19 protein-coding genes are annotated in these 19,701 nt (G+C 71.5%); 7 read left to right on the top strand and 12 right to left on the bottom strand.

What is annotated here, in order from left to right:
• Positions 1–6 precede the first annotated feature (6 nt).
• From E0F75_RS21205 to tyrS, 3 genes are all read left to right on the top strand, one after another.
• On the top strand, positions 7–1,530 hold the full coding sequence (locus tag E0F75_RS21205) for a TldD/PmbA family protein (protein WP_055599878.1): 1,524 nt from the start codon (positions 7–9) through the stop codon (positions 1,528–1,530).
• Between the two features lie 82 nt (positions 1,531–1,612).
• A complete protein-coding gene (locus E0F75_RS21200) occupies positions 1,613–3,004 on the top strand; it encodes a metallopeptidase TldD-related protein (protein ID WP_187624106.1) in 1,392 nt (463 codons plus the stop codon).
• 54 nt (positions 3,005–3,058) lie between these two features.
• The gene (gene tyrS / locus E0F75_RS21195) at positions 3,059–4,327 is read left to right on the top strand and encodes a tyrosine--tRNA ligase (protein WP_187624105.1); all 1,269 of its coding nucleotides are present in this window, start codon (positions 3,059–3,061) and stop codon (positions 4,325–4,327) included.
• A 79-nt stretch (positions 4,328–4,406) separates the two neighbouring features.
• Here tyrS and E0F75_RS21190 read toward each other — a convergent pair whose 3' ends face one another.
• Positions 4,407–4,682: a GlsB/YeaQ/YmgE family stress response membrane protein gene (locus E0F75_RS21190; protein WP_187624104.1), complete on the bottom strand. Its 276-nt coding sequence runs from the start codon at positions 4,680–4,682 to the stop codon at positions 4,407–4,409.
• A gap of 171 nt (positions 4,683–4,853) precedes the next feature.
• On the opposite strand from E0F75_RS21190, the gene E0F75_RS21185 reads away from it, so the two are divergent.
• On the top strand, positions 4,854–5,198 hold the full coding sequence (locus tag E0F75_RS21185) for a DUF3099 domain-containing protein (protein WP_187624103.1): 345 nt from the start codon (positions 4,854–4,856) through the stop codon (positions 5,196–5,198).
• Positions 5,199–5,380: 182 nt separating this feature from the next.
• The gene (locus E0F75_RS21180) at positions 5,381–5,596 is read left to right on the top strand and encodes a hypothetical protein (RefSeq protein ID WP_055599883.1); all 216 of its coding nucleotides are present in this window, start codon (positions 5,381–5,383) and stop codon (positions 5,594–5,596) included.
• Between the two features lie 30 nt (positions 5,597–5,626).
• On the opposite strand, the gene moaA is transcribed toward E0F75_RS21180, so the two are convergent.
• The 3 genes from moaA to E0F75_RS21165 all read right to left on the bottom strand — a co-directional run bounded on the left by moaA (position 5,627) and on the right by E0F75_RS21165 (position 8,794).
• Complete coding sequence (moaA, locus tag E0F75_RS21175; protein WP_229312759.1) at positions 5,627–6,616, bottom strand: GTP 3',8-cyclase MoaA; 990 nt, start codon at positions 6,614–6,616, stop codon at positions 5,627–5,629.
• A gap of 166 nt (positions 6,617–6,782) precedes the next feature.
• Entirely contained in the window at positions 6,783–8,423 is a 1,641-nt protein-coding gene (locus E0F75_RS21170; RefSeq protein ID WP_187624101.1) for a cation acetate symporter, read from the bottom strand.
• Positions 8,420–8,794 carry a DUF485 domain-containing protein gene (locus E0F75_RS21165; RefSeq protein ID WP_187624100.1) on the bottom strand — a complete coding sequence of 125 codons (375 nt, stop codon included), beginning with the start codon at positions 8,792–8,794 and terminating at the stop codon, positions 8,420–8,422. The genes E0F75_RS21170 and E0F75_RS21165 overlap by 4 nt, the downstream gene beginning before the upstream one ends.
• Before the next feature lie 273 nt (positions 8,795–9,067).
• Here E0F75_RS21165 and E0F75_RS21160 point away from each other — a divergent pair, with 273 nt between their 5' ends.
• Together E0F75_RS21160 and E0F75_RS21155 are read left to right on the top strand one after the other, a co-directional pair.
• Entirely contained in the window at positions 9,068–10,609 is a 1,542-nt protein-coding gene (locus tag E0F75_RS21160; protein ID WP_187624099.1) for a S8 family serine peptidase, read from the top strand.
• 90 nt (positions 10,610–10,699) lie between these two features.
• Positions 10,700–12,001 (top strand): CoA transferase, encoded by a 1,302-nt coding sequence (locus E0F75_RS21155; protein WP_187624098.1) that lies wholly within the window; start codon positions 10,700–10,702, stop codon positions 11,999–12,001.
• Here E0F75_RS21155 and E0F75_RS21150 read toward each other — a convergent pair.
• The 8 genes from E0F75_RS21150 to E0F75_RS21115 all read right to left on the bottom strand — a co-directional run bounded on the left by E0F75_RS21150 (position 11,991) and on the right by E0F75_RS21115 (position 19,677).
• Positions 11,991–13,034 (bottom strand): zinc-dependent alcohol dehydrogenase family protein, encoded by a 1,044-nt coding sequence (locus E0F75_RS21150; RefSeq protein ID WP_187624097.1) that lies wholly within the window; start codon positions 13,032–13,034, stop codon positions 11,991–11,993. The two genes, E0F75_RS21155 and E0F75_RS21150, sit on opposite strands and share 11 nt — an antisense overlap.
• Positions 13,035–13,052: 18 nt before the next feature.
• A complete protein-coding gene (locus E0F75_RS21145) occupies positions 13,053–13,697 on the bottom strand; it encodes a lysoplasmalogenase (protein WP_187624096.1) in 645 nt (214 codons plus the stop codon).
• Positions 13,694–14,587 (bottom strand): sterol desaturase family protein, encoded by an 894-nt coding sequence (locus E0F75_RS21140; RefSeq protein WP_187624095.1) that lies wholly within the window; start codon positions 14,585–14,587, stop codon positions 13,694–13,696. The genes E0F75_RS21145 and E0F75_RS21140 overlap by 4 nt, the downstream gene beginning before the upstream one ends.
• 138 nt (positions 14,588–14,725) lie before the next feature.
• Entirely contained in the window at positions 14,726–15,454 is a 729-nt protein-coding gene (locus E0F75_RS21135) for a VIT family protein (protein WP_187624094.1), read from the bottom strand.
• A 24-nt stretch (positions 15,455–15,478) separates the two neighbouring features.
• The gene (locus tag E0F75_RS21130; RefSeq protein WP_187624093.1) at positions 15,479–16,702 is read right to left on the bottom strand and encodes an amidohydrolase family protein; all 1,224 of its coding nucleotides are present in this window, start codon (positions 16,700–16,702) and stop codon (positions 15,479–15,481) included.
• Positions 16,702–17,985, bottom strand: coding sequence for an amidohydrolase family protein (locus E0F75_RS21125; protein WP_187624092.1), 1,284 nt, complete (start codon positions 17,983–17,985; stop codon positions 16,702–16,704). Before E0F75_RS21125 ends, E0F75_RS21130 begins: the two co-directional genes overlap by 1 nt.
• A gap of 10 nt (positions 17,986–17,995) precedes the next feature.
• Positions 17,996–18,880, bottom strand: a complete 885-nt coding sequence (locus E0F75_RS21120) for an SDR family NAD(P)-dependent oxidoreductase (RefSeq protein ID WP_187624091.1) — start codon at positions 18,878–18,880, stop codon at positions 17,996–17,998.
• A complete protein-coding gene (locus E0F75_RS21115; protein ID WP_187624090.1) occupies positions 18,880–19,677 on the bottom strand; it encodes an acetoacetate decarboxylase family protein in 798 nt (265 codons plus the stop codon). Before E0F75_RS21115 ends, E0F75_RS21120 begins: the two co-directional genes overlap by 1 nt.
• Positions 19,678–19,701: the final 24 nt, after the last annotated feature.

The following is a 19,701-nucleotide window of genomic DNA, read 5'->3' as shown; positions in this document are numbered from 1 at the left end:
CCGCTCGTGGTCCACCAGATCGACCCTTCGTTCGTCGCGCTGCCCCTGCGGGCGCTCGCCGACGCGGCGCTCGCCCGAGCGCGCGCGCTCGGTGCCGAGCACGCGGACTTCCGCCTGGAGCGGGTGCGCAGCGCCTCCTGGCGGCTGCGCGACGCCAAACCGTCCGGTTCCTCGGACACCACGGACCTCGGCTACGCGGTGCGGGTGGTGCACGGCGGGGCCTGGGGCTTCGCGTCCGGGGTCGACCTGACCATGGACGGGGCCGCGAAGGTCGCCTCGCAGGCGGTCGCCATGGCGAAGCTGTCCGCCAAGGTGATCGCGGCGGCCGGCTCCGACGAACGCGTCGAGCTCGCGGCGGAGCCGGTGCACGAGGAGCGCACCTGGGTCTCCTCGTACGAGATCGACCCCTTCTCCATCCCCGGCGAGGAGAAGAGCGCGCTGCTCGCCGACTGGAGTTCCCGGCTGCTGCGGGCGGAGGGCGTGGCGCATGTGGACGCCTCACTGCTCACCGTCCACGAGAACAAGTTCTACGCGGACACGGCCGGCACCGTGACCACCCAGCAGCGGGTCCGGCTGCACCCGCAGCTCACGGCGGTCGCCGTCGACGAGACGACCGGTGAGTTCGACTCGATGCGGACGATCGCGCCGCCGGTCGGGCGGGGCTGGGAGTACCTGACGGGCACCGGCTGGGACTGGGACAAGGAGCTGGACGAGATTCCGGCGCTGCTCGCCGAGAAGATGCGGGCGCCGAGCGTCGAGGCGGGCCGGTACGACCTGGTCGTCGACCCGTCGAACCTCTGGCTGACCATCCACGAGTCGATCGGGCACGCCACCGAGCTGGACCGGGCGCTCGGCTACGAGGCGGCGTACGCGGGCACCTCCTTCGCGACCTTCGACCAGCTGGGCAAGCTGGCGTACGGCTCCTCGATCATGAACGTGACGGGTGACCGGACCGCCGAGCACGGTCTCGCGACCGTCGGCTTCGACGACGAGGGCGTCGAGGCGCAGAGCTGGGACCTGGTGAAGGACGGCACGCTCGTCGGCTACCAGCTGGACCGGCGGATCGCGAAGCTCACCGGCCTCGGCCGGTCGAACGGCTGCGCCTTCGCCGACTCCCCGGCGCACGTGCCGGTGCAGCGGATGGCGAACGTCTCGCTCCAGCCGGACCCGGGCGGTCTGTCGACCGAGGACCTGATCGGGGGCGTGGAGCGCGGCATCTACGTGGTCGGCGACCGCTCCTGGTCGATCGACATGCAGCGCTACAACTTCCAGTTCACCGGGCAGCGCTTCTTCCGCATCGAGAACGGCCGGCTCGCCGGTCAGCTGCGGGACGTGGCCTACCAGGCGACGACCACCGACTTCTGGGGCTCGATGGAGCAGGTCGGAGGCCCGCAGACGTACGTCCTCGGCGGCGCCTTCAACTGCGGAAAGGCCCAGCCGGGCCAGGTCGCCGCGGTCTCCCACGGCTGCCCCTCCGCCCTCTTCCGGGGCGTCAACATTCTGAACACGACGCAGGAGGCCGGGCGATGAGCGTCAGCCACGACATCTGCCGGGGGTCCGGGGGTCGTCCCCCGGGCAAGCACAGTCTGAACACGACGCAGGAGGCAGGACGATGAGCCGCGTCAGCAAGCCGTACGAGATCGTCGAGCGGGCCCTCGAGCTGTCCCGTGCCGACGGGTGTGTCGTCATCGCCGACGAGGAGTCCTCGGCCAATCTGCGCTGGGCGGGCAACGCGCTCACCACCAACGGTGTCACCCGCGGCCGTACGCTCACCGTCATCGCGAGCGTCGACGGCGCGCAGGGCACCGCGTCCGGTGTCGTGTCCCGGTCCGCCGTGACCGTCGACGACCTGGAGTCCCTGGTGCGGGCCGCCGAGGCCGCCGCGCGTGCCGCCGGGCCCGCCGAGGACGCCCAGCCGCTGGTGACGGACGTGTCCGCGTCGCCCGACTTCACGGACTCCCCCTCGGAGACCTCCTCCGCCGTGTTCGCCGACTTCGCGCCGGCGCTCGGTGAGGCCTTCGCCCGCGCCCGGGCCGGTGGCCGTGAGCTCTACGGCTTCGCCAACCACGAGCTGACCTCCACCTATCTGGGGACGTCCACGGGCCTGCGGCTCCGCCACGACCAGCCCAACGGCACCCTGGAGCTGAACGCCAAGTCCCCCGACCGCTCGCGCTCCGCCTGGGCCGGCCGCTCGACGCGGGACTTCAAGGACGTCGACCCGGCCGCGCTCGACGCCGAGCTCGCGACCCGCCTCGGCTGGGCGGAGCGCCGGATCGAGCTGCCCGCCGGACGGTACGAGACGCTGCTGCCGCCGACGGCCGTGGCCGACCTGCTGATCTACCAGCTGTGGTCCTCCACGGCCCGGGACGCGGTCGAGGGCCGTACGGTCTTCTCCAAGCCCGGTGGCGGCACCCGGATCGGCGAGACCCTGTCCCCGCTCCCGCTGACCCTGCGCAGCGACCCGAACGAACCGGGCCTGGAGTCCGCGCCGTTCGTCATCGCGCACTCCTCGGGCGACGACTCCTCCGTCTTCGACAACGGTCTGCCGATCGCGCCGACGGACTGGGTACGCGACGGGAAGCTGGAGCGTCTGATCACCACCCGGCACACGGCGGAACTCACTCGCTTGCCGGTGGCCCCCGGAGCGGGGAACCTGATCCTGGACGGCGGCGGCGAGCGCTCCCTGGAGGAGATGGTCGCCTCGACGGAGCGCGGTCTGCTCCTCACCTGCCTCTGGTACATCCGCGAGGTCGACCCGGCGACGCTGCTGCTCACCGGACTGACCCGGGACGGCGTCTACCTCGTCGAGAACGGCGAGGTGGTCGGTGAGGTGAACAACTTCCGGTTCAACGAGTCGCCGGTGGACCTGCTGTCGCGGGCCTCCGAGGCGGGCCGGACGGAGAAGACGCTGCCGCGCGAGTGGAGCGACTGGTTCACCCGGGCCGCGATGCCCGCCCTGCGGATCCCCGACTTCAACATGAGCTCGGTCAGCAAGGGGGTCTGACCCACCTAGACTGAGACGACTCTTTCCCACCGGCATCACAAGGAGACGGACGACGTGACCGACATCGTCGATGAGCTGAAGTGGCGTGGGCTCTTCGCCCAGTCCACCGATGAGGACGCACTGCGCAAGGCTCTCGCGGACGGTCCCGTCACCTTCTATTGCGGTTTCGACCCGACCGCGGCCAGTCTCCACGTCGGCCACCTGGTCCAGGTCCTCACCGTCCGCCGGCTCCAGCGGGCCGGACACCGGCCGCTGGCGCTGGTCGGCGGGGCCACCGGGCAGATCGGTGACCCGCGGCCGACGGCCGAGCGCACCCTGAACGACCCCGAGACGGTCGCGAACTGGGTGAACCGGCTGCGGACGCAGATCGAGCCGTTCCTCTCCTTCGAGGGGGAGAACGCCGCGGTCATGGTGAACAACCTGGACTGGACCGCCGGTATGTCGGCGATCGAGTTCCTGCGGGACATCGGCAAGCACTTCCGGGTCAACAAGATGCTGACCAAGGACTCCGTCGCCCGGCGCCTGGAGTCCGAGCAGGGCATCAGCTACACCGAGTTCAGCTACCAGCTGCTGCAGGCCATGGACTTCCTGGAGCTGTACCGCCGCTACGGCTGCACGCTCCAGCAGGGCGGCTCGGACCAGTGGGGCAACCTGGTGGCCGGCCTCGACCTGATCCACCGCCTGGAGCCGGGTGTCGAGGCGCACGCGCTCGCCACCCCGCTGATGGTCAAGGCGGACGGCACCAAGTTCGGCAAGACCGAGGGCGGCGCCGTCTGGCTCGACCCGGAGATGACCACGCCGTACGCGTTCTACCAGTTCTGGCTGAACGTGGACGACCGGGACATCTCCACGTACATGCGGATCCTGTCCTTCAAGTCCCGCGAGGAGCTGGAGGAGCTGGAGCAGCAGACCGCCGAGCGTCCGCAGGCCCGTGCCGCGCAGCGCGCGCTGGCCGAGGAGCTGACCGCTCTGGTGCACGGCGCGGACCAGTGCGCGGCCGTCATCAACGCGTCCAAGGCGCTGTTCGGCCAGGGCGACCTGGCGGAGCTGGACGAGGCGACGCTGGCCGCCGCCCTGTCCGAGCTGCCGCACGCGCGGGTGACGGAGCTGGGTCAGGTCGTCGACCTGTTCACCGAGGTCGGTCTCGCCCCGAGCAAGTCGGGGGCGCGCCGCACGGTGAAGGAGGGCGGGGCCTACGTGAACAACGTGAAGGTCACCGCCGAGGACGCCGAGGTGTCCGCGGACGAGCTGCTGCACGGCCGCTGGCTGGTGCTGCGGCGCGGCAAGAAGAACCTGGCGGCGATCGAGTTCGCCGGCGCGTGATCCCGTAGCACCGCACGGAAGCGCCGGGAGGCCCGGTACGGCACCAAGTGCCGTACCGGGCCTCCCGTTTCTCGTGGCGTCAGGCCCGCTGTTTGTTGCCCTTGATCGAGGCCCAGAGCATGTCGCCCACCCCGACCACGGCGATGGCGCCGATCAGCTGGAGCAGGTGGCGGGTCCAGTCGATGCCCTTGGTGTCGTTGACACCGATCCAGGTCGCGACGGCGTTGCCGAGCACACTGCCGAGAATGCCGAACACCGTCGTCAGCCAGAGCGGGATCTGCTGCTTCCCGGGCAGGATCGCCTTCGCGATCAGGCCCAGGACGAATCCCACGATGATCGCCCACAACCAACTCATCGTCGCCTCCTTGTACGCATGTGCGCCCAGTCTCGGCCCATCCGCCATACGGCGCATGTCGGACAGAGCCATACGTGACCCGGTCTCGTCGGCGCGGGAGGGCGGGCGTACGGTGGAACGAGAGGTCCGGACCGGGGAGAGTCCGGCGCGACCGGTGGGTGGTGGACGGCGATGCCGAAGCGTGGCGGGAGCGAGGTCTTCCGGATCACGGGGGCCCGGCAGGGGCTGGCGGACGACGTCCGGGGGCGGCAGCGGCGCTACATCATCTCGATGACGGTCAGGACCCTGTCGGTGATCGCGGCCGCGGTGCTGTGGAACGTCGAGCGGCACGTGGCGATCGTGGCGCTCGCCCTGGGCATCCTGCTCCCCTATGTCGCAGTGGTCATCGCGAACGCGGGACGTGAGACGCCTCCGTCCCTTCCCTCCACCTTCGTCCCGGCTCCGGTGCGGCCCGCGCTCGATGCCGCGGAGGCCTCCGCGGACGGGGACGCGGAGCGACCGTACGGCCGGAATTGATCACGGACAGTGGCCGGAAAGCTCAAGAAAAGCTCAGATCAATCGTGAAGTTCCAGTGCACCACACCCCATGTGCCGTGACATACTGCCTACGCGCTCCGCATCCCCCGTCGGAGCGACGGACCGATGCCGGGCAGCTCCCCCCGTGGCTGCTCGGCATCGCCCTTGCTGGACAATGATCAGGTGAGCGAAGAGAAGCCGATCTGTTCCGCCAAGGGCTGCCGCGCCGACGCCGTCTGGGTGCTCGCGTGGAACAACCCCAAGCTGCACACTCCCGAGCGTCGCAAGACCTGGCTCGCATGCGAGGAGCACAGGGAGCATTTGTCCCAGTTCCTGGGCGTACGGGGTTTCCTCAAGGACGTCGTGCCGCTGGCCGACTGGGAGTCCTCCGAAGCCTGATCCGGAAGACGGGCCCGAGGCCTTCCCCGCTCAGCCGCCGATCGCCGACATCGGGCGGTCGGGCTGGAGGAACTCGGGGTCGTCGAGGCCGGAGCCGGCCTTCTTTCCCCACATCGCCTTCCGCCAGAGCTCCGCGACCTCCGCGTCGGAGGCGTCCGAGCGGAGCGTGGCCCGCAGGTCGGTCTCCTCGGTGGCGAACAGACAGGTCCGCACCTGGCCGTCGGCGGTGAGCCGGGTGCGGTCGCAGGCCCGGCAGAACGGGCGGGTGACGGAGGCGATGACGCCGACCGTGTGCGGTCCGCCGTCCACGACCCAGCGCTCGGCGGGGGCCGAGCCCCGCTCGTCGGCGCCTTCCGGCGTCAGGGTGAAGCGGGTGCGCAGGGACTCCAGGATGTCCCCGGCGGTGATCATGCCGTCGCGCTTCCAGCCGTGCTGGGCGTCCAGCGGCATCTGCTCGATGAAGCGGAGCTCGTAACCCTCCGCGCCCGCCCAGGCGAGCAGGTCGGGAGCCTCGTCGGCGTTGAGCCCGGGCATCAGGACGGCGTTGACCTTGACCGGGGTGAGGCCGGCGTCGCGGGCGGCGGTCATGCCGTCGAGGACGTCCTGGTGGCGGTCGCGCCGGGTGAGGGTCTTGAAGACCTCGGGGCGCAGGGTGTCCAGGGAGACGTTGACCCGGTCGAGACCGGCGGCCTTCAGGGCGGCGGCCGTGCGCTTCAGCCCGATGCCGTTGGTGGTGAGGGACATCCGGGGGCGCGGCTCCAGGGCCGCGCAGCGCTCGACGATGCCGACGAGACCGGGGCGGAGCAGGGGCTCGCCCCCGGTGAAGCGGACCTCGGTGACGCCGAGGTCGGTGACGGCGATGCGGATCAGCCGGACGATCTCGTCGTCGGTGAGCAGATCCGGCTTCGCGAGCCACTGGAGGCCCTCTTCCGGCATGCAGTACGTGCAGCGGAGATTGCAGCGGTCGGTGAGCGAGACGCGCAGGTCGGTGGCCACCCGGCCATAGGTGTCGATGAGCACTGTGGGCCCCCTCCCCGTCGTTGTGGTTGCGTGTGGTTCGAGCCTACGTGAGCGCACGGCCCACGAGCAGGGCAGATTGTCACGAGGACCGGTGCGGCCGCGTCGTAGAACTCTACGACGCGGCCGTCCGGGGGTCGCGGACCGTATACGGTCGGCTGCGCTCCGGTCAGTGCTTGACCGCGGCGCCGACCCCGACACCGGTGAGGGACTTGACCTCCAGCTCCGCGTACTTGCCGGCGTCCGGCTCCTCCTTGGAGAAGAGCGAGCCGAGCCAGCCGAGGAGGAAGCCCAGCGGGATCGAGACGAGGCCGGGGTTCTCCAGCGGGAACCAGTGGAAGTCCACGCCCTTGAACATCGAGGCCGGGCCGCCGGAGACGACCGGGGAGAAGAGGACGAGCACGACGGAGGAGATCAGTCCGCCGTAGATCGACCAGAGCGCGCCCTGGGTGGTGAACCTCTTCCAGAACAGCGAGTAGAGGATCGTCGGCAGGTTGGCCGAGGCGGCGACCGCGAAGGCGAGGGCGACAAGGCCGGCGACGTTGAGGTCGCGGGCGAGGGCGCCGAGCGCGATCGAGACGATGCCGATGAGGACGGTGGACCAGCGGGCGGCCCGCATCTCCTCCTTCTCGGTGGCCTTCCCGCGCTTGATCACGTTCGCGTAGATGTCGTGCGCGAAGGACGAGGACGAGGCCAGGGTCAGACCGGCGACCACGGCGAGGATGGTGGCGAAGGCGACGGCGGAGATGACGGCGAGGAGGATCGCGCCGCCGGTGGAGCCGGCGCCGCCGCCGACCTCCAGGGCGGTGAGCGGGGCCGCCGTGTTGCCGGCCTTGTTGGACGCCTTGATGGTGTCGCCGCTGAGCAGGGCGGCGGCGCCGAAGCCGAGGACGATCGTCATCAGGTAGAACCCGCCGATGATGCCGATGGCCCAGTTGACCGACTTCCGGGCGGCCTTGGCGGTCGGCACCGTGTAGAAGCGGATCAGGATGTGCGGCAGGCCGGCGGTGCCGAGGACGAGGGCGATGCCGAGGGAGAGGAAGTCCAGCTTCGAGAGGGCGCTGACGCCGTACTTGAGGCCGGGCTCCAGGAAGGCGTCGCCCTTGCCGCTGTTGGTGGCGGCGGCGCCGAGCAGCTGCGAGAGGTTGAAGTCGAACTTCAGCAGGATGAGGAAGGTGATGAGGAGGGTGCCCGCGATGAGCAGGACGGCCTTCACCATCTGCACCCAGGTGGTGCCCTTCATGCCGCCGATCGTCACGTAGACGATCATCAGGACGCCGACGAGGGCGACGATCGCGACCTTGCCGCCGTCGCTGGTGATGCCGAGCAGCAGCGAGACGAGCACGCCCGCGCCCGCCATCTGCGCGAGCAGGTAGAAGATCGAGACGACGATGGTGGAGGTGCCGGCGGCGGTACGGACGGGCCGCTGGCGCATCCGGTAGGCGAGCACGTCGCCCATCGTGAACCGGCCGGAGTTGCGCAGCGGTTCGGCGACCAGGAGCAGCGCGACGAGCCAGGCGACCAGGAAGCCGATCGAGTACAGGAAGCCGTCGTAGCCGTAGAGGGCGATGGCGCCGCTGATGCCGAGGAAGGACGCGGCGGACATGTAGTCGCCGGAGATCGCGAGCCCGTTCTGGAAGCCGGTGAACTGGCCGCCGCCGGCGTAGAAGTCGGCGGCGCTGCGGGTCTGGCGGCCGGCCCAGACGGTGATGACCAGGGTCGCGATGACGAAGGCGCCGAAGAGGGCGATGATCAGCGGTCGGTGCTCGCTGGTGGCGTTGCCCGCCGCCAGCAGGACGGGGGTGCTCATGCGTCGCCCTCCATGCGCTTTCTGATGGCGTCGGACTGGGGGTCGAGCCGGTTCGCCGCGTGCCGCGAGTAGAGCCAGGCGATGAGGAAGGTGGTGGCGAACTGGCCGAGGCCGAGGACGAGGGCCACGTTGATGTTGCCGAAGACCTTGGTCCCCATGAAGCCGCCCGCGTAGTTGGAGAGCAGCACGTACAGCAGGTACCAGGCGATGAAGGCCAGGGTGAGGGGGAAGGCGAAGGAGCGGTACGTACGGCGCAGTTCGACGAACTCCGCGCCCTGCTGCACCTCGACGAACTGTTCCGTCGTGGGCGTTACGGGAGCGGATGCGGCCTCCGTCCCGTTTCTGGGCGGCGGCGGTGCTTCGGTAGCCACGGAATCTCCTCGTGACGCGGGGACGGACGGCATGGTCAAGGGGGCCTCACCAGGGGTGCGGGATCAGGGGCTCCGGGTGGAGCCCCTCCCCTGTCCAACGGCACGGAGCGGACCGGGAAGTGGTTCACACGAGGGATTTCTTCGGTCAGATCTTCATGAAGTCTTCTCAACTCATTGAAGGGCATGGAAGATCAGCGATAGCTTCACTCGTCATGCACCTGCCTGCGCGTAAACCCGCGCGCGGGCAGTACATACGGATGATGTGGAGAACCCATGGCTCATCTGGGATCGAGGCGCGGCCGAGCTCTCGCTCTGCCTGTTGGTCTCGCGCTCACGGCCTCGCTCGGCTTCCTTCCCTCCGGCGCTGCCTCCGCCGCGGAACTGAGCGACGCACCGGCGGCTGCCACCGTGGCGACGAACGGGCCGAAGCTGTCGTACGTCGTCAACGTGGCGGGGGGTCACTGGACCGCCGCCAAGGTGAAGAAGGCCATCGCCGCCGCGGGCGGCGAGGTGGTCATCTCGTACGACCAGATAGGCGTCATAGTCGTCCACTCGCAGAACCCCGAGTTCGCGAAGACGATCCGCAAGGCCCGCGGTGTGGTGTCGGCCGGTTCGACCCGTACCGCCCCGCTCTCCGTGCAGACCGACAACTCCGTCGGCGGCGGCACGCAGGAGCTGTCCGAGGCCGAGGCCAAGGCCGCCACGGCCCGCGCGACGGACGAGCAGGACGCCCTTGAGCCCCTGCAGTGGGACCTCCCGGCGATCAAGGCGGACAAGGCCCACCAGAGGACGATGGGCAGCAAGCGCGTCACCGTCGCCGTCATCGACACGGGTGTCGACGACACGCACCCGGACCTGGCGCCGAACTTCGACGTCAAGGCCTCCGCCAACTGCGTCTCCGGCAAGCCGGACACCACCGCCGGCTCGTGGCGCCCGAACCCGGGCGAGAGCGACCACGGCACCCACGTCGCCGGTACGATCGCCGCCGCCAAGAACGGCATCGGCATCACCGGTGTCGCCCCGGGCGTGAAGGTCTCCGGCATCAAGGTGTCCACCCCGGACGGCTTCTTCTACACCGAGGCCGTCGTCTGCGGCTTCGTGTGGGCGGCCGAGCACGGCGTCGACGTCACGAACAACAGCTACTACACCGACCCGTGGATGTTCGCCTGCAAGAACGACGAGGACCAGAAGGCCCTCATCGAGGCGGTCACCCGTGCGACGCGCTACGCAGAGCGCAAGGGCGCGGTGAACGTCGCGGCGGCCGGCAACTCCAAGTTCGACCTCGCGGCCGACTCGATCGTCGACAACAGCAGCCCGAACGACACGACTCCCGGCGACCGGGTCATCGACCCGAAGGAGTGCCTGGACTACCCGGCGATGCTCCCGGGCGTCGTCACGGTCTCCGCGACCGGAGCCAAGGACCTCAAGGCGTCCTACTCCAACTACGGTCTCGGTGTGATCGACATCGCCGCCCCGGGCGGTGACCGCACCGAGTACCAGACCCCGGACGCCCCGGCGGTCAACGGCCGCATCCTGTCGACCACGGTCAACGGCGGCTACAACTACAAGGCCGGTACGTCGATGGCGGCGCCGCACGCGGCGGGCGTCCTGGCGCTCCTCAAGTCGACGCACCCCTACGCGAGCCCGGCGGCGCTCAAGGCCCTGCTGTACGCGCAGGCCGACAAGCGCGCCTGCACCAACCCGTACGACATCGAGGGCGACGGCAAGATCGACGCCGTCTGCGAGGGTGGCAAGAACAAGAACGGCTTCTACGGGGCCGGTCTGATCGACGCGCTGGACGCTGTCCGCCGCTAGTCGGTGAGTGAGTGAGCGAGGGCCCTGGTGCGGTGTGCCGCACCAGGGCCCTCCGCATGCCCCACGGCACTGAGTGCCATAGTGCGGTCCATGGACAACACAGTGCGCACCGGTACGGAGTTGTTGTGGTCGGCCCTCGGCGGTGATCCCGCCCTGGTGGACCGGGTGGAGTACGGCGGGCCCGCGGGGCTCCTGGCCGCGCGGCTGCCCGTGATGGAGCTGGCCCGGGCGGCGGTCGCCGTCGCCGGGCTCGCCGCCGTCGAACGGGCGGGCCTCCCGGGGCCGGTCCGCGTGGACGACGGGGCCGTCGCCACCGCGTTCGTGAGCGAGCGTCATCTGCGGGTCGACGGGCGGGCCCCGGTGAGCTTCGCGCCGCTGTCCCGGTTCTGGCGGGCGGCCGACGGCTGGGTCCGTACGCACGCCAACTATCCGCACCACAGGGCGGCCCTGCTGACCGCGCTCGACGTGCGGGAGGAGTCGGTGGAGGCGGTGGCGGCGGCGATCGGCGAGCGCGCGGCGGTCGAGGTCGAGACGGCGGTGTACGCGGCCGGCGGGCTGGCCGTCGCCCTGCGGACGCCCGCGGAGTGGGCGGCGCACGAACAGGGCCGGGAGGTGGCGGCGCGGCCGCTGCTGACCCGGGAGCGGCTCGACGAGGCCCCGCCCCGGCGCCGCGGCGGCCCGCTGCGGGTCCTGGACCTGACCCGGGTGATCGCCGGGCCGGTCGCGACCCGGACGCTGGCGCTGCTCGGCGCGGACGTGCTGCGGATCGACCCGCCGGGCAATCCCGAACTGCCGGACCAGCACGCGGACACGGACGTCGGCAAGCGGACCGCCGCGCTCGATCTGGACCGCCCCTCGGACCGGCGTGCCTTCGGGGAGCTCCTGGCCGCGGCCGACGTACTGGTCACCGGCTACCGGCCGGGGGCGCTCGACCGCTTCGACCTGCACCGGCCGGGTCTCGTCACCGCGCGGCTCTCCGCCTGGGGCGACTACGGGCCGTGGGCCGGGCGGCGCGGTTTCGACAGCCTGGTCCAGGTGGCGACCGGGATCGCGGTCACCGAGGGTTCGGCGGAGCGGCCGGGCGCGCTGCCGGCGCAGGCCCTGGACCACGGGACCGGTTATCTGCTCGCGGCGGCGGTCCTGCGGTCGCTGACCGAGCAGGACCGGGACGGCGGCACACGGCTCGTCCGGCTCGCCCTCGCCCAGACGGGGCACTGGCTGACGCACGCGCTGCCGGGGTACGAGCCCGAGCGGTACCTCACCGAGTCCGAGGGCCCGCTCGGGCGGCTGCGGCACGCGCTGTCGCCCGTCACGTACGAGGGCGGCCCGACGGGCTGGTCACGCCCGCCGGGCATCCAGGGTGGGGACGACGCCGTCTGGGCTACGGCTTGACGAGGACCTTGAGCGCGGTGCGCTCGTCCATCGCCTTGTAGCCGCCGGGGACGCCGTCGATGCCGACGGTCAGGTCGAAGACCGGCGACGGGTCGATGGTGCCGTCGAGGATGTCCGGGAGCAGCTCCGGGATGTACGCGCGCACGGGGGCGACGCCGCCGCGCAGCGCGATGTTGCGGTCGAACATGACGGACAGGTCGAGTCCGGTGCCGCTGCCGTGCGGGACGCCGACGTAGCCGATCGAGCCGCCGTCGCGGGCGATGGCGACGGCGGTCCGCATGGACTGCTCGGTGCCGACGGCCTCGATGACGGCGTGGGCGCCCTGGCCGCCGGTGAGCTCGCGGACGGCGGCCTCGGCGGCCTCGCCGCGCTCGGCGACGACGTCGGTGGCACCGAAGAGCCGGGCGATGTCGGTACGGGTGGTGTGCCGGCCGAGCGCGATGATCCGCTCGGCGCCGAGGCGCTTGGCGGCGAGGACACCGCAGAGGCCGACGGCGCCGTCGCCGACCACGGCGACCGTGGAGCCCTTGCGGACCCCGGCGCCCAGGGCGGCGTGGTGGCCGGTGCCCAGGACGTCGGAGAGCGCGAGGAGCGCGGTCAGCAGGTGGTCGTCCGAGGCGGCGTCGGCGGGGAGCTTGACGAGGGTGCCGTCGGCGAAGGGGACGCGGACGGCCTCGCCCTGGCCGCCGTCGGAGCCGACCGAGCCCCAGAATCCGCCGCTCGGGCAGGAGGTCTGGAGGCCCTCGGCGCAGTAGTCGCAGGTGCCGTCGGACCAGACGAAGGGGGCGACGACGAGGTCTCCGGCGGTGAAGCCGGTGACGTCGGAGCCCGCCGCCTCGACGATGCCGAGGAACTCGTGGCCGATGCGCTGGCCGGGCTGCCGGGCGGACTCGCCGCGGTAGGCCCAGAGGTCACTGCCGCAGACGCAGGCGCGCAGGACGCGGACGACGACGTCGGTGGGGTCCTGCACCACCGGGTCGGGCACGTCCTCCACGCGCATGTCGAACGGGGCGTGGATGGTGGTGGCGCGCATGACGGACGTTCCTTGCTGTCAGACAGTTGTACGACGTTCACCGTACATCGCGCGCAGGGCTCCCGCCGTCAGCAGGCACTGCGCCGCGACATAGGTCAGCATGACCCAGAAGTCGGACGCCGGCAGCTGGGGCCACGCGGCGACCCCGGTGGCGATCAGGGTGTCGGACAGCAGGAAGAGCGCGCCGCCCAGTCCCGCGAGGAGACCGAGGGAGCTCGCGCGGTACGCCATGGCGGTCAGGAGCAGCGAGTAGCCGGCGACCGGGACGCGGAGGCCGGCGGGGAGGTCGGGCCAGAGGAGCACGACGGTGCCGACGAGGGCGGCCGCGTACAGGGCGCCGAGCACCGGGGACGTACGCCGTCGTCCGAAGAGGACCAGGTAGCAGACGTGGCCGGCGGCGAAGGAGCCCATGCCGACGAGGAAGGCCCCGTCGGAGTCGGAGAGCAGGAACACGTCGCCGCCCCAGCCGAGGAGCAGCGCGGCGGTCAGCGGCTTGGGGGCGTCCCGGGTGACGGCGTACGCGGCGAGCAGGGGCATCAGGAGCGGCTTGGCGATCTGGTGGCCGAGCTCGGCGCCGGCGAGCAGGGAGATCAGGTCGACGGCGGTCGCGAGCCCGAAGGCGGCGAGCAGCGCGCGAGAGAGCCCGCGGGGGGAGGTCTTCACGCGGCGGCCTCCGGGGCGGCCGCGTGGCCGGGGTCCGGGGTGTCCGCGAGCGCGGACGTGGGCCCGGGCTGCCAGCCCGGGCCGCGGAAGACCCGGCCGGCCCGCTCGCGCCAGTCGTGCGCGGCCTTGAGGTCGCGGGCGATGGCGGCGTACTCGTGGGTGGCGACGCGCAGCGGGTTGTAGGTCTCGATGTTCTTGGTGAGGCCGTAGACGGGCCGGTCGGTCTCGCCGACCCAGGAGCCGAACATCCGGTCCCAGACGATGAGGATCCCGCCGAAGTTCCGGTCCAGGTAGCCGCCCTGGGAGGCGTGGTGGACGCGGTGGTGCGAGGGGGTGTTGAGGACGTACTCGAAGGGCCGGGGCAGCTTGTCGACCCGCTCGGTGTGGATCCAGAACTGGTAGACGAGACTGACCGATGAGCAGAAGGCGACGGCGGCCGGGTGGACGCCGAGCGCGATCATCGGCAGGTAGAACGGCCACGAGGTGAAGCCGGTCCAGGGCTGGCGCAGCGCGGTGGAGAGGTTGAACCTGCGGCTGCTGTGGTGCACGACGTGGGACGCCCACAGGATCCGGACGACATGGTGGCCGCGGTGCTGCCAGTAGTAGAAGAAGTCCTGGGCGAGCAGCATCAGCGGGATCGTCCACCACAGGACGGGGACGCGGAGCGGGGTGAGCTCGTGGACCGCCGTGTAGATCGCGACGATCGGGATCTTCCACACGAGGTCGACGAAGAGGCTCCCGAGCCCCATGCCCATGCTCGTGGCCGTGTCCTTGGCCTCGTACCCGACGGCGTCCTCGTCGGGATGGAGGCGGTAGCCGACCATCTCCAGGACGGCGAGCAGGACGAACGCCGGTATGGACCAGAGCACGGCATCGGGCAGGTTGGGCATGCCGTTGACGGTAGAGGCGGGGGCCGGGGTGCGGATAGACGTGGTTACCAACAAGTATGCGAGACGACTTGTCAGCAAGCCTTGGCACCTTCTGACAAGGAGCCTCCGGGAGGTTCTGACAGGGAGCCTCCGGCAGGCCTAGACGCCCGTCGCTCCCAGCAACGAGCCCGCGCCGTAGGTGACCGCCATCGCCAGGGCGCCGCCCGCCGCGTTGCGGAGGATCGCGCGGCCCGCGGGGGCCGCGCCCAGGCGGGCGCTCCACCAGCCGGTGAGGGCCAGGGCCGCGAGGACGGAGACGACCGTGACCCAGAGGCGGGCCGAGGCCGGGGGGAGGACGATCGCGAGGAGCGGGAGCAGGGCGCCGACGGTGAAGGCGAGGAAGCTCGCGGCGGCGGCGTGCCAGGGGATCGTGAGCCGGTCCGGGTCGATGCCCAGCTCCACGCGTGCGTGGGCGCGCAGGGCGTCGCGGGCGGTGAGCTGCTCGGCGGCCTCGCGGGCCACGTCGGCGGAGAGGCCGCGGGCGGCCAGGAGGCCGGTCAGTTCGGCGAGCTCCGCCTCCGGGTCCTCGCGCAGTTCGCGTCTCTCCTGCGCGAGGGCGGCCTTCTCGGAGTCGCGCTGGGTGGAGACCGAGACGTACTCCCCCGCCGCCATCGACATCGATCCGGCCAGGAGTCCCGCGAGGCCCGCGGTGAGCAGGGCGGCCTGGGACTCGGTGGCGCCTGCGACGCCGACGACGAGGCCCGCGGTGGAGACGACTCCGTCGTTGGCTCCGAGCACGGCCGCCCGGAGCCAGTTGAGACGGGAGCCGAGGCCTCCGCCGCGGGCCTCGTGCGCGGGGGCGTCGGTCGCCTCGGGTGCGTCGGTCACGTCAGGAGCGTCGCACCCGGCGGGTCACCAGACGCGGACCGACCCGCCCGGGGCGAAGGCCGGGCTGGTGGCACCCTCGGGGACCTCCTTCAGGGGCTCGGCGATCTCCTCGACGGTCGGTCCGTGGACCGCGGCCAGGGTGTCCAGGTACGGCAGGTCGAAGCCGTAGACGCGGGCCGCGTTGCCGCCGGCCATCGCCGCGACCTCCTCCCTCGGCAGCCCGGCGTAGGCGATCCGGAGACCTTCGCGGGAGTACGGGGTGGTGCCCTCGTCGTGCGGGTAGTCACTGCCCCACATGATCTTGTCGAGGCCGATCCGGTCGCGCAGCGGCACCTCGTGGGGGCGCATGAAGCTCGCACCGACGAAGCAGTTGTCGCGCCAGACCGTGCTGGGCCCCTTGCCCATGGCCTCGGCGAGGCCCGCGCCGAACTTCGACTCCGCCGTGGAGGCCTTGGTCGCGGCCGACACCAGGCGGCCGTGGTAGTAGTCCAGCATGTCGAGCACGCCCGGGATCCAGCCCGAGCCCTGTTCGGTCAGGACCAGCTTGAGTCCCGGGTGGCGCCGGAAGGCACCGCCGAAGACCAGGTGCCACAGCGCCCGGTGGGAGAACCAGGTGGTCTCCACCATGAAGACCGCGCGGGCGGCCGGTTCGTCGCCCAGCGGCGGCGACGCCGAGCCGCCGTGGTGGTTGACGGGGACGTCGAGCTCGGCGCAGACCGCCCAGATCGGGTCGTACGTCTCCGAGTACAGCTCGGGGACCGGTGAGCCGGGCGGCACCCCGGGCAGCAGGATGCCCCCGGTGAGTCCCGCGTCGCGGGCGCGGCGGATCTCGGCGACCGCCGCGTCGACGTCGTTGAGGAGGATCTGCGCCACGCCGGCCCTGCGTCCCGGCGCGGCCGCGCAGAAGTCGGCCAGCCAGCGGTTGTGCGCCTGGAGTCCGGCCCAGCGCTGCTCGTACTCGGCCGCACCGGGCGGCTGGGCCATCAGGGAGGCCTTGGGGAAGAACGGCGGGACGGTGTTGGGGAAGACGACCTCGGCGACGATGCCGTCCGCCTCCAGCTCGCGCAGCCGGCGCTCGGAGTTCCAGTTGCGGTCGGCGGTGTCGGCGAGCAGGTCCTCGTACGGGTTGACGTAGGAGGCCGCCCAGGCGTCGAAGGCCTCGTGGTGCTTCCGCTCCAGGTACGGGCGGTAGTCGAGGAGGTCGGCGCCGGCGTGGCAGTCGGCCGAGATGACGGTGTAGCGGTCCATCAGCTCACCCCCAGGGTGGGGAAGTCGTGGTCCGTCAGCCAGTGCCGGCCGACCTCGCGCGAGCGGGCCCAGGATGCCTCCACGGCGGTCTGGTCGGCGGGCTGGCCGAGGTCGGCGGGGGTGGGGCCGATGCGGCCGGCGATCGGATCCAGCTTCTGGAGGTCGAATCCGAAGACCTCGGCCGCCGCGAGGCCCAGCATCCGGCGGGTCTCCGTCACCGGGATGTCGTGGAAGGTCTTCCGGAGCCACGCGCGCGTGTCCGGCCAGGTGCCCTCCGGGTGCGGGAAGTCCGAGCCCCACAGGATGTTGTCGACGCCGATCTCGTACCGCTGGGCGAGTTCGCGCCGCTTGGTGTTGGTGGCGCAGATGAAGACCTGCCGGTCGAGGTACTCGCTCGGCGGCCGCCTCAGCTCCGCGAACGGGGACAGCTTCTTGCCGCCGTGGGCGCCGAGGTAGAGCCGGTCCATGAACCAGAGGAGGTTCGGCAGCCACCAGCAGCCCGACTCGGCGACCCCGAACCGGAGCCCGGGGTGCCGCTCGAAGACGCCCGACCAGAGCAGGAACCACAGCGGTCTGGCCGGCCACCAGGTGACCTCGGAGACGTAGATGCCGAGGTGGTCGCCGTACTCCTCGCGCGGCGCCGCTCCCGAGTGGGTGACCAGGGGCATCCCCGTCTCGGCGGCGGCCGCCCAGACCGGGTCGTAGCGCCGGTCGTGGTACGGCTCCTTGTCCACCCACATGGAGGGGATCATCAGCGCCCCGAGCCCGGACTCCTTGGCCCGGTGGATCTCGGCGACGACCTTCGCGGGCTCGGCCGTGATCGGCAGCAGCGCCACCCCGCAGTGCCGCTCGGGATTCTGTCCCACGAACTCGGCGAGCCAGCGGTTGTGCGCCTGCGCGCCCGCCATGCCGAGCTCCGGGTCCTGGTCGCCGGAGAGGCCGAGGCCGACGCCGAAGGGCGCGGCGGTCTGGCTGTCGACGGCGTCCGCGTCGGGGAAGACGACCTCGGCCGCCACCCCGTCGCCGTCGAGTTCCTTGAGCCGCTGCCCGGCGTCCCAGCCGCCGCGCAGCCCTTCCTCGTTGTCGCTGAACCACTTGTTCGCGAAGGCCTCGTTGCGGACCCCGAGCCGGGTCATGGCCTCCCGGCGCGCCTCGCGTCCGGCGAGGAACTCGTCGAACGCGCCGTGGAAGCGGGAGTCGAGGTAGGGCCGGTACTCCTCGGTGGGCAGCCCGGCGTGGCAGTCGGAGGAGATGATCAGATACGGGTCGTTCGGATCGGCCATCGGGGCCCCCTCAGTCGAGGATGAAGTTCTCCAGGTACGACGGGTTCGAGCGGTCGAGCATCGACCGCGAGCGCGCCGTGATCTGCCGGTCGCTGTGCTCGCTCTCCGGCAGCATCCAGAAGCGGTCGGCGCGGATGCCGTCGACGACGTGCTCGGCGACCTCCTCCACCGGGGTGAAGGCGACCTCGTGGCCGGCCTCCTTCATGGCGGCCTCCCACTGGTCGAGGCTGCGGTACGGGGTCCGGCGCGGGCGCTCCTTGGCGTACCGGTCGGGCCGGTTGCGGTGCGACTCCCAGAGGCCGGTGCGGAGCATGTGCGGTCCGGGGAAGAGCACGGAGGCGCTCACCCGCGCGTGCTCGGCCCTGAGGTGGGCGTAGAGCGACTCCGTCATGGTGACGACGGCCGCCTTGGTGACCGCGTACACGGAGGCGGTGGGCAGTGGGGCGATGCCGCCGTCGCCGGAGGAGGTGTTGACGACATGACCGGGTTCGCCGCCCGCGAGCATCCGGGGGACGAAGGCCTGGATGCCGTGGAAGACGCCCCAGACGTTGACGGAGAAGGCCCACTTCCAGTCGTTGGGCTCGTGCTCCCACATGCGGCCCTCGGCGCCGGAGCCGACGCCGGCGTTGTTGCAGAGGACGTGGACGGCGCCGAAGGTCTCGTACGCGGCCTCCGCGAACGCCCCCACCTCGTCGGGGTCCGAGACGTCGACCGTCCGGGCGAGGACCTGTGCCCCGCCTTCCATCAGCTCGTCGGCGGCCTCGGCGAGCGCGCCCTCCTCGACGTCGCCGAGGACGACGGCCAGGCCCTCGGCGGCGAAGCGGCGGGCCATCGCGAGCCCGATGCCGCTCGCCGCGCCGGTGACGACGGCGACCTGTCCCTCGCGCAGCTCCATCAGACGCTCCCCTCGGGCGGGCCGTCGAGGATCTGCTGCGGGTCGTCGTACCGCTGGTGGATGAACGGCAGGAGGGCCTGCGCGGAGACGCGCTCGGCGACCGTGCCCTTCTGGTCGGTGGTCTTCTCGCCGATGGTGATCTCGACGAGCCGGCGGACGGGGAGGTCGGCGACCGGGTCGTACATGGACTCGCGCAGCACGACGTCGCCGGTGACGCGCTCCAGCTTCCGCACCTTCTCGTTGCGGACGCAGTGGACGAGGACGGGGTCGGCGTCGAAGCCCGAACCCTCCACGCCCGGCAGGAACTTGAAGTAGAAGTCGGTCTTCTCGACCGGCTCCGGCAGTGGCAGGGGTCCGGAGACGGCGCCGCGCACCTCGACGAAGTCGATGCCGTGCCGCCCGAGTGAGGCGCGGACGACGAGCCCGTCGCGCTCGACGACGACCTCGCCGAGCTTCTTCGGTTCGCCGAAGACCTCGCGGCCGCCGACGAGGGCGCGCTCGTGGGTCATGGGCATCACCAGCGGGTACCAGCCCTCGCGGTCGCCGTGGGCGGCGGCGACCGCCACCGAGCCGGCGCCGAGGGGGTAGCCGGGCAGGTCGACCTGGGAGATGTTGGCCCGCACGAGGGGCCGCTCGGTGGGTTTCAGCGGGGGCGGCAGGACGGCCGCCACCACCTCCGGATCGGTCTCCCAGACGGCGACCACTCCGGTGGACCAGATGTCGGGGAGCTTCGCGCTCTTGGTGCGGGCCGCCGTGATCTCGGCGTCCGTGCGCGCCCCGTACCGTACTCGTGCCATGACGTACCACCCTTCAGGGGGTCG

Source organism: Streptomyces sp. CB02980 (assembly GCF_014451325.2).
In the GTDB taxonomy this organism is placed as follows: domain Bacteria; phylum Actinomycetota; class Actinomycetes; order Streptomycetales; family Streptomycetaceae; genus Streptomyces.
Note: the sequence above shows the minus strand (reverse complement) of the source record. Positions and strands in the feature narration are given on the sequence as shown.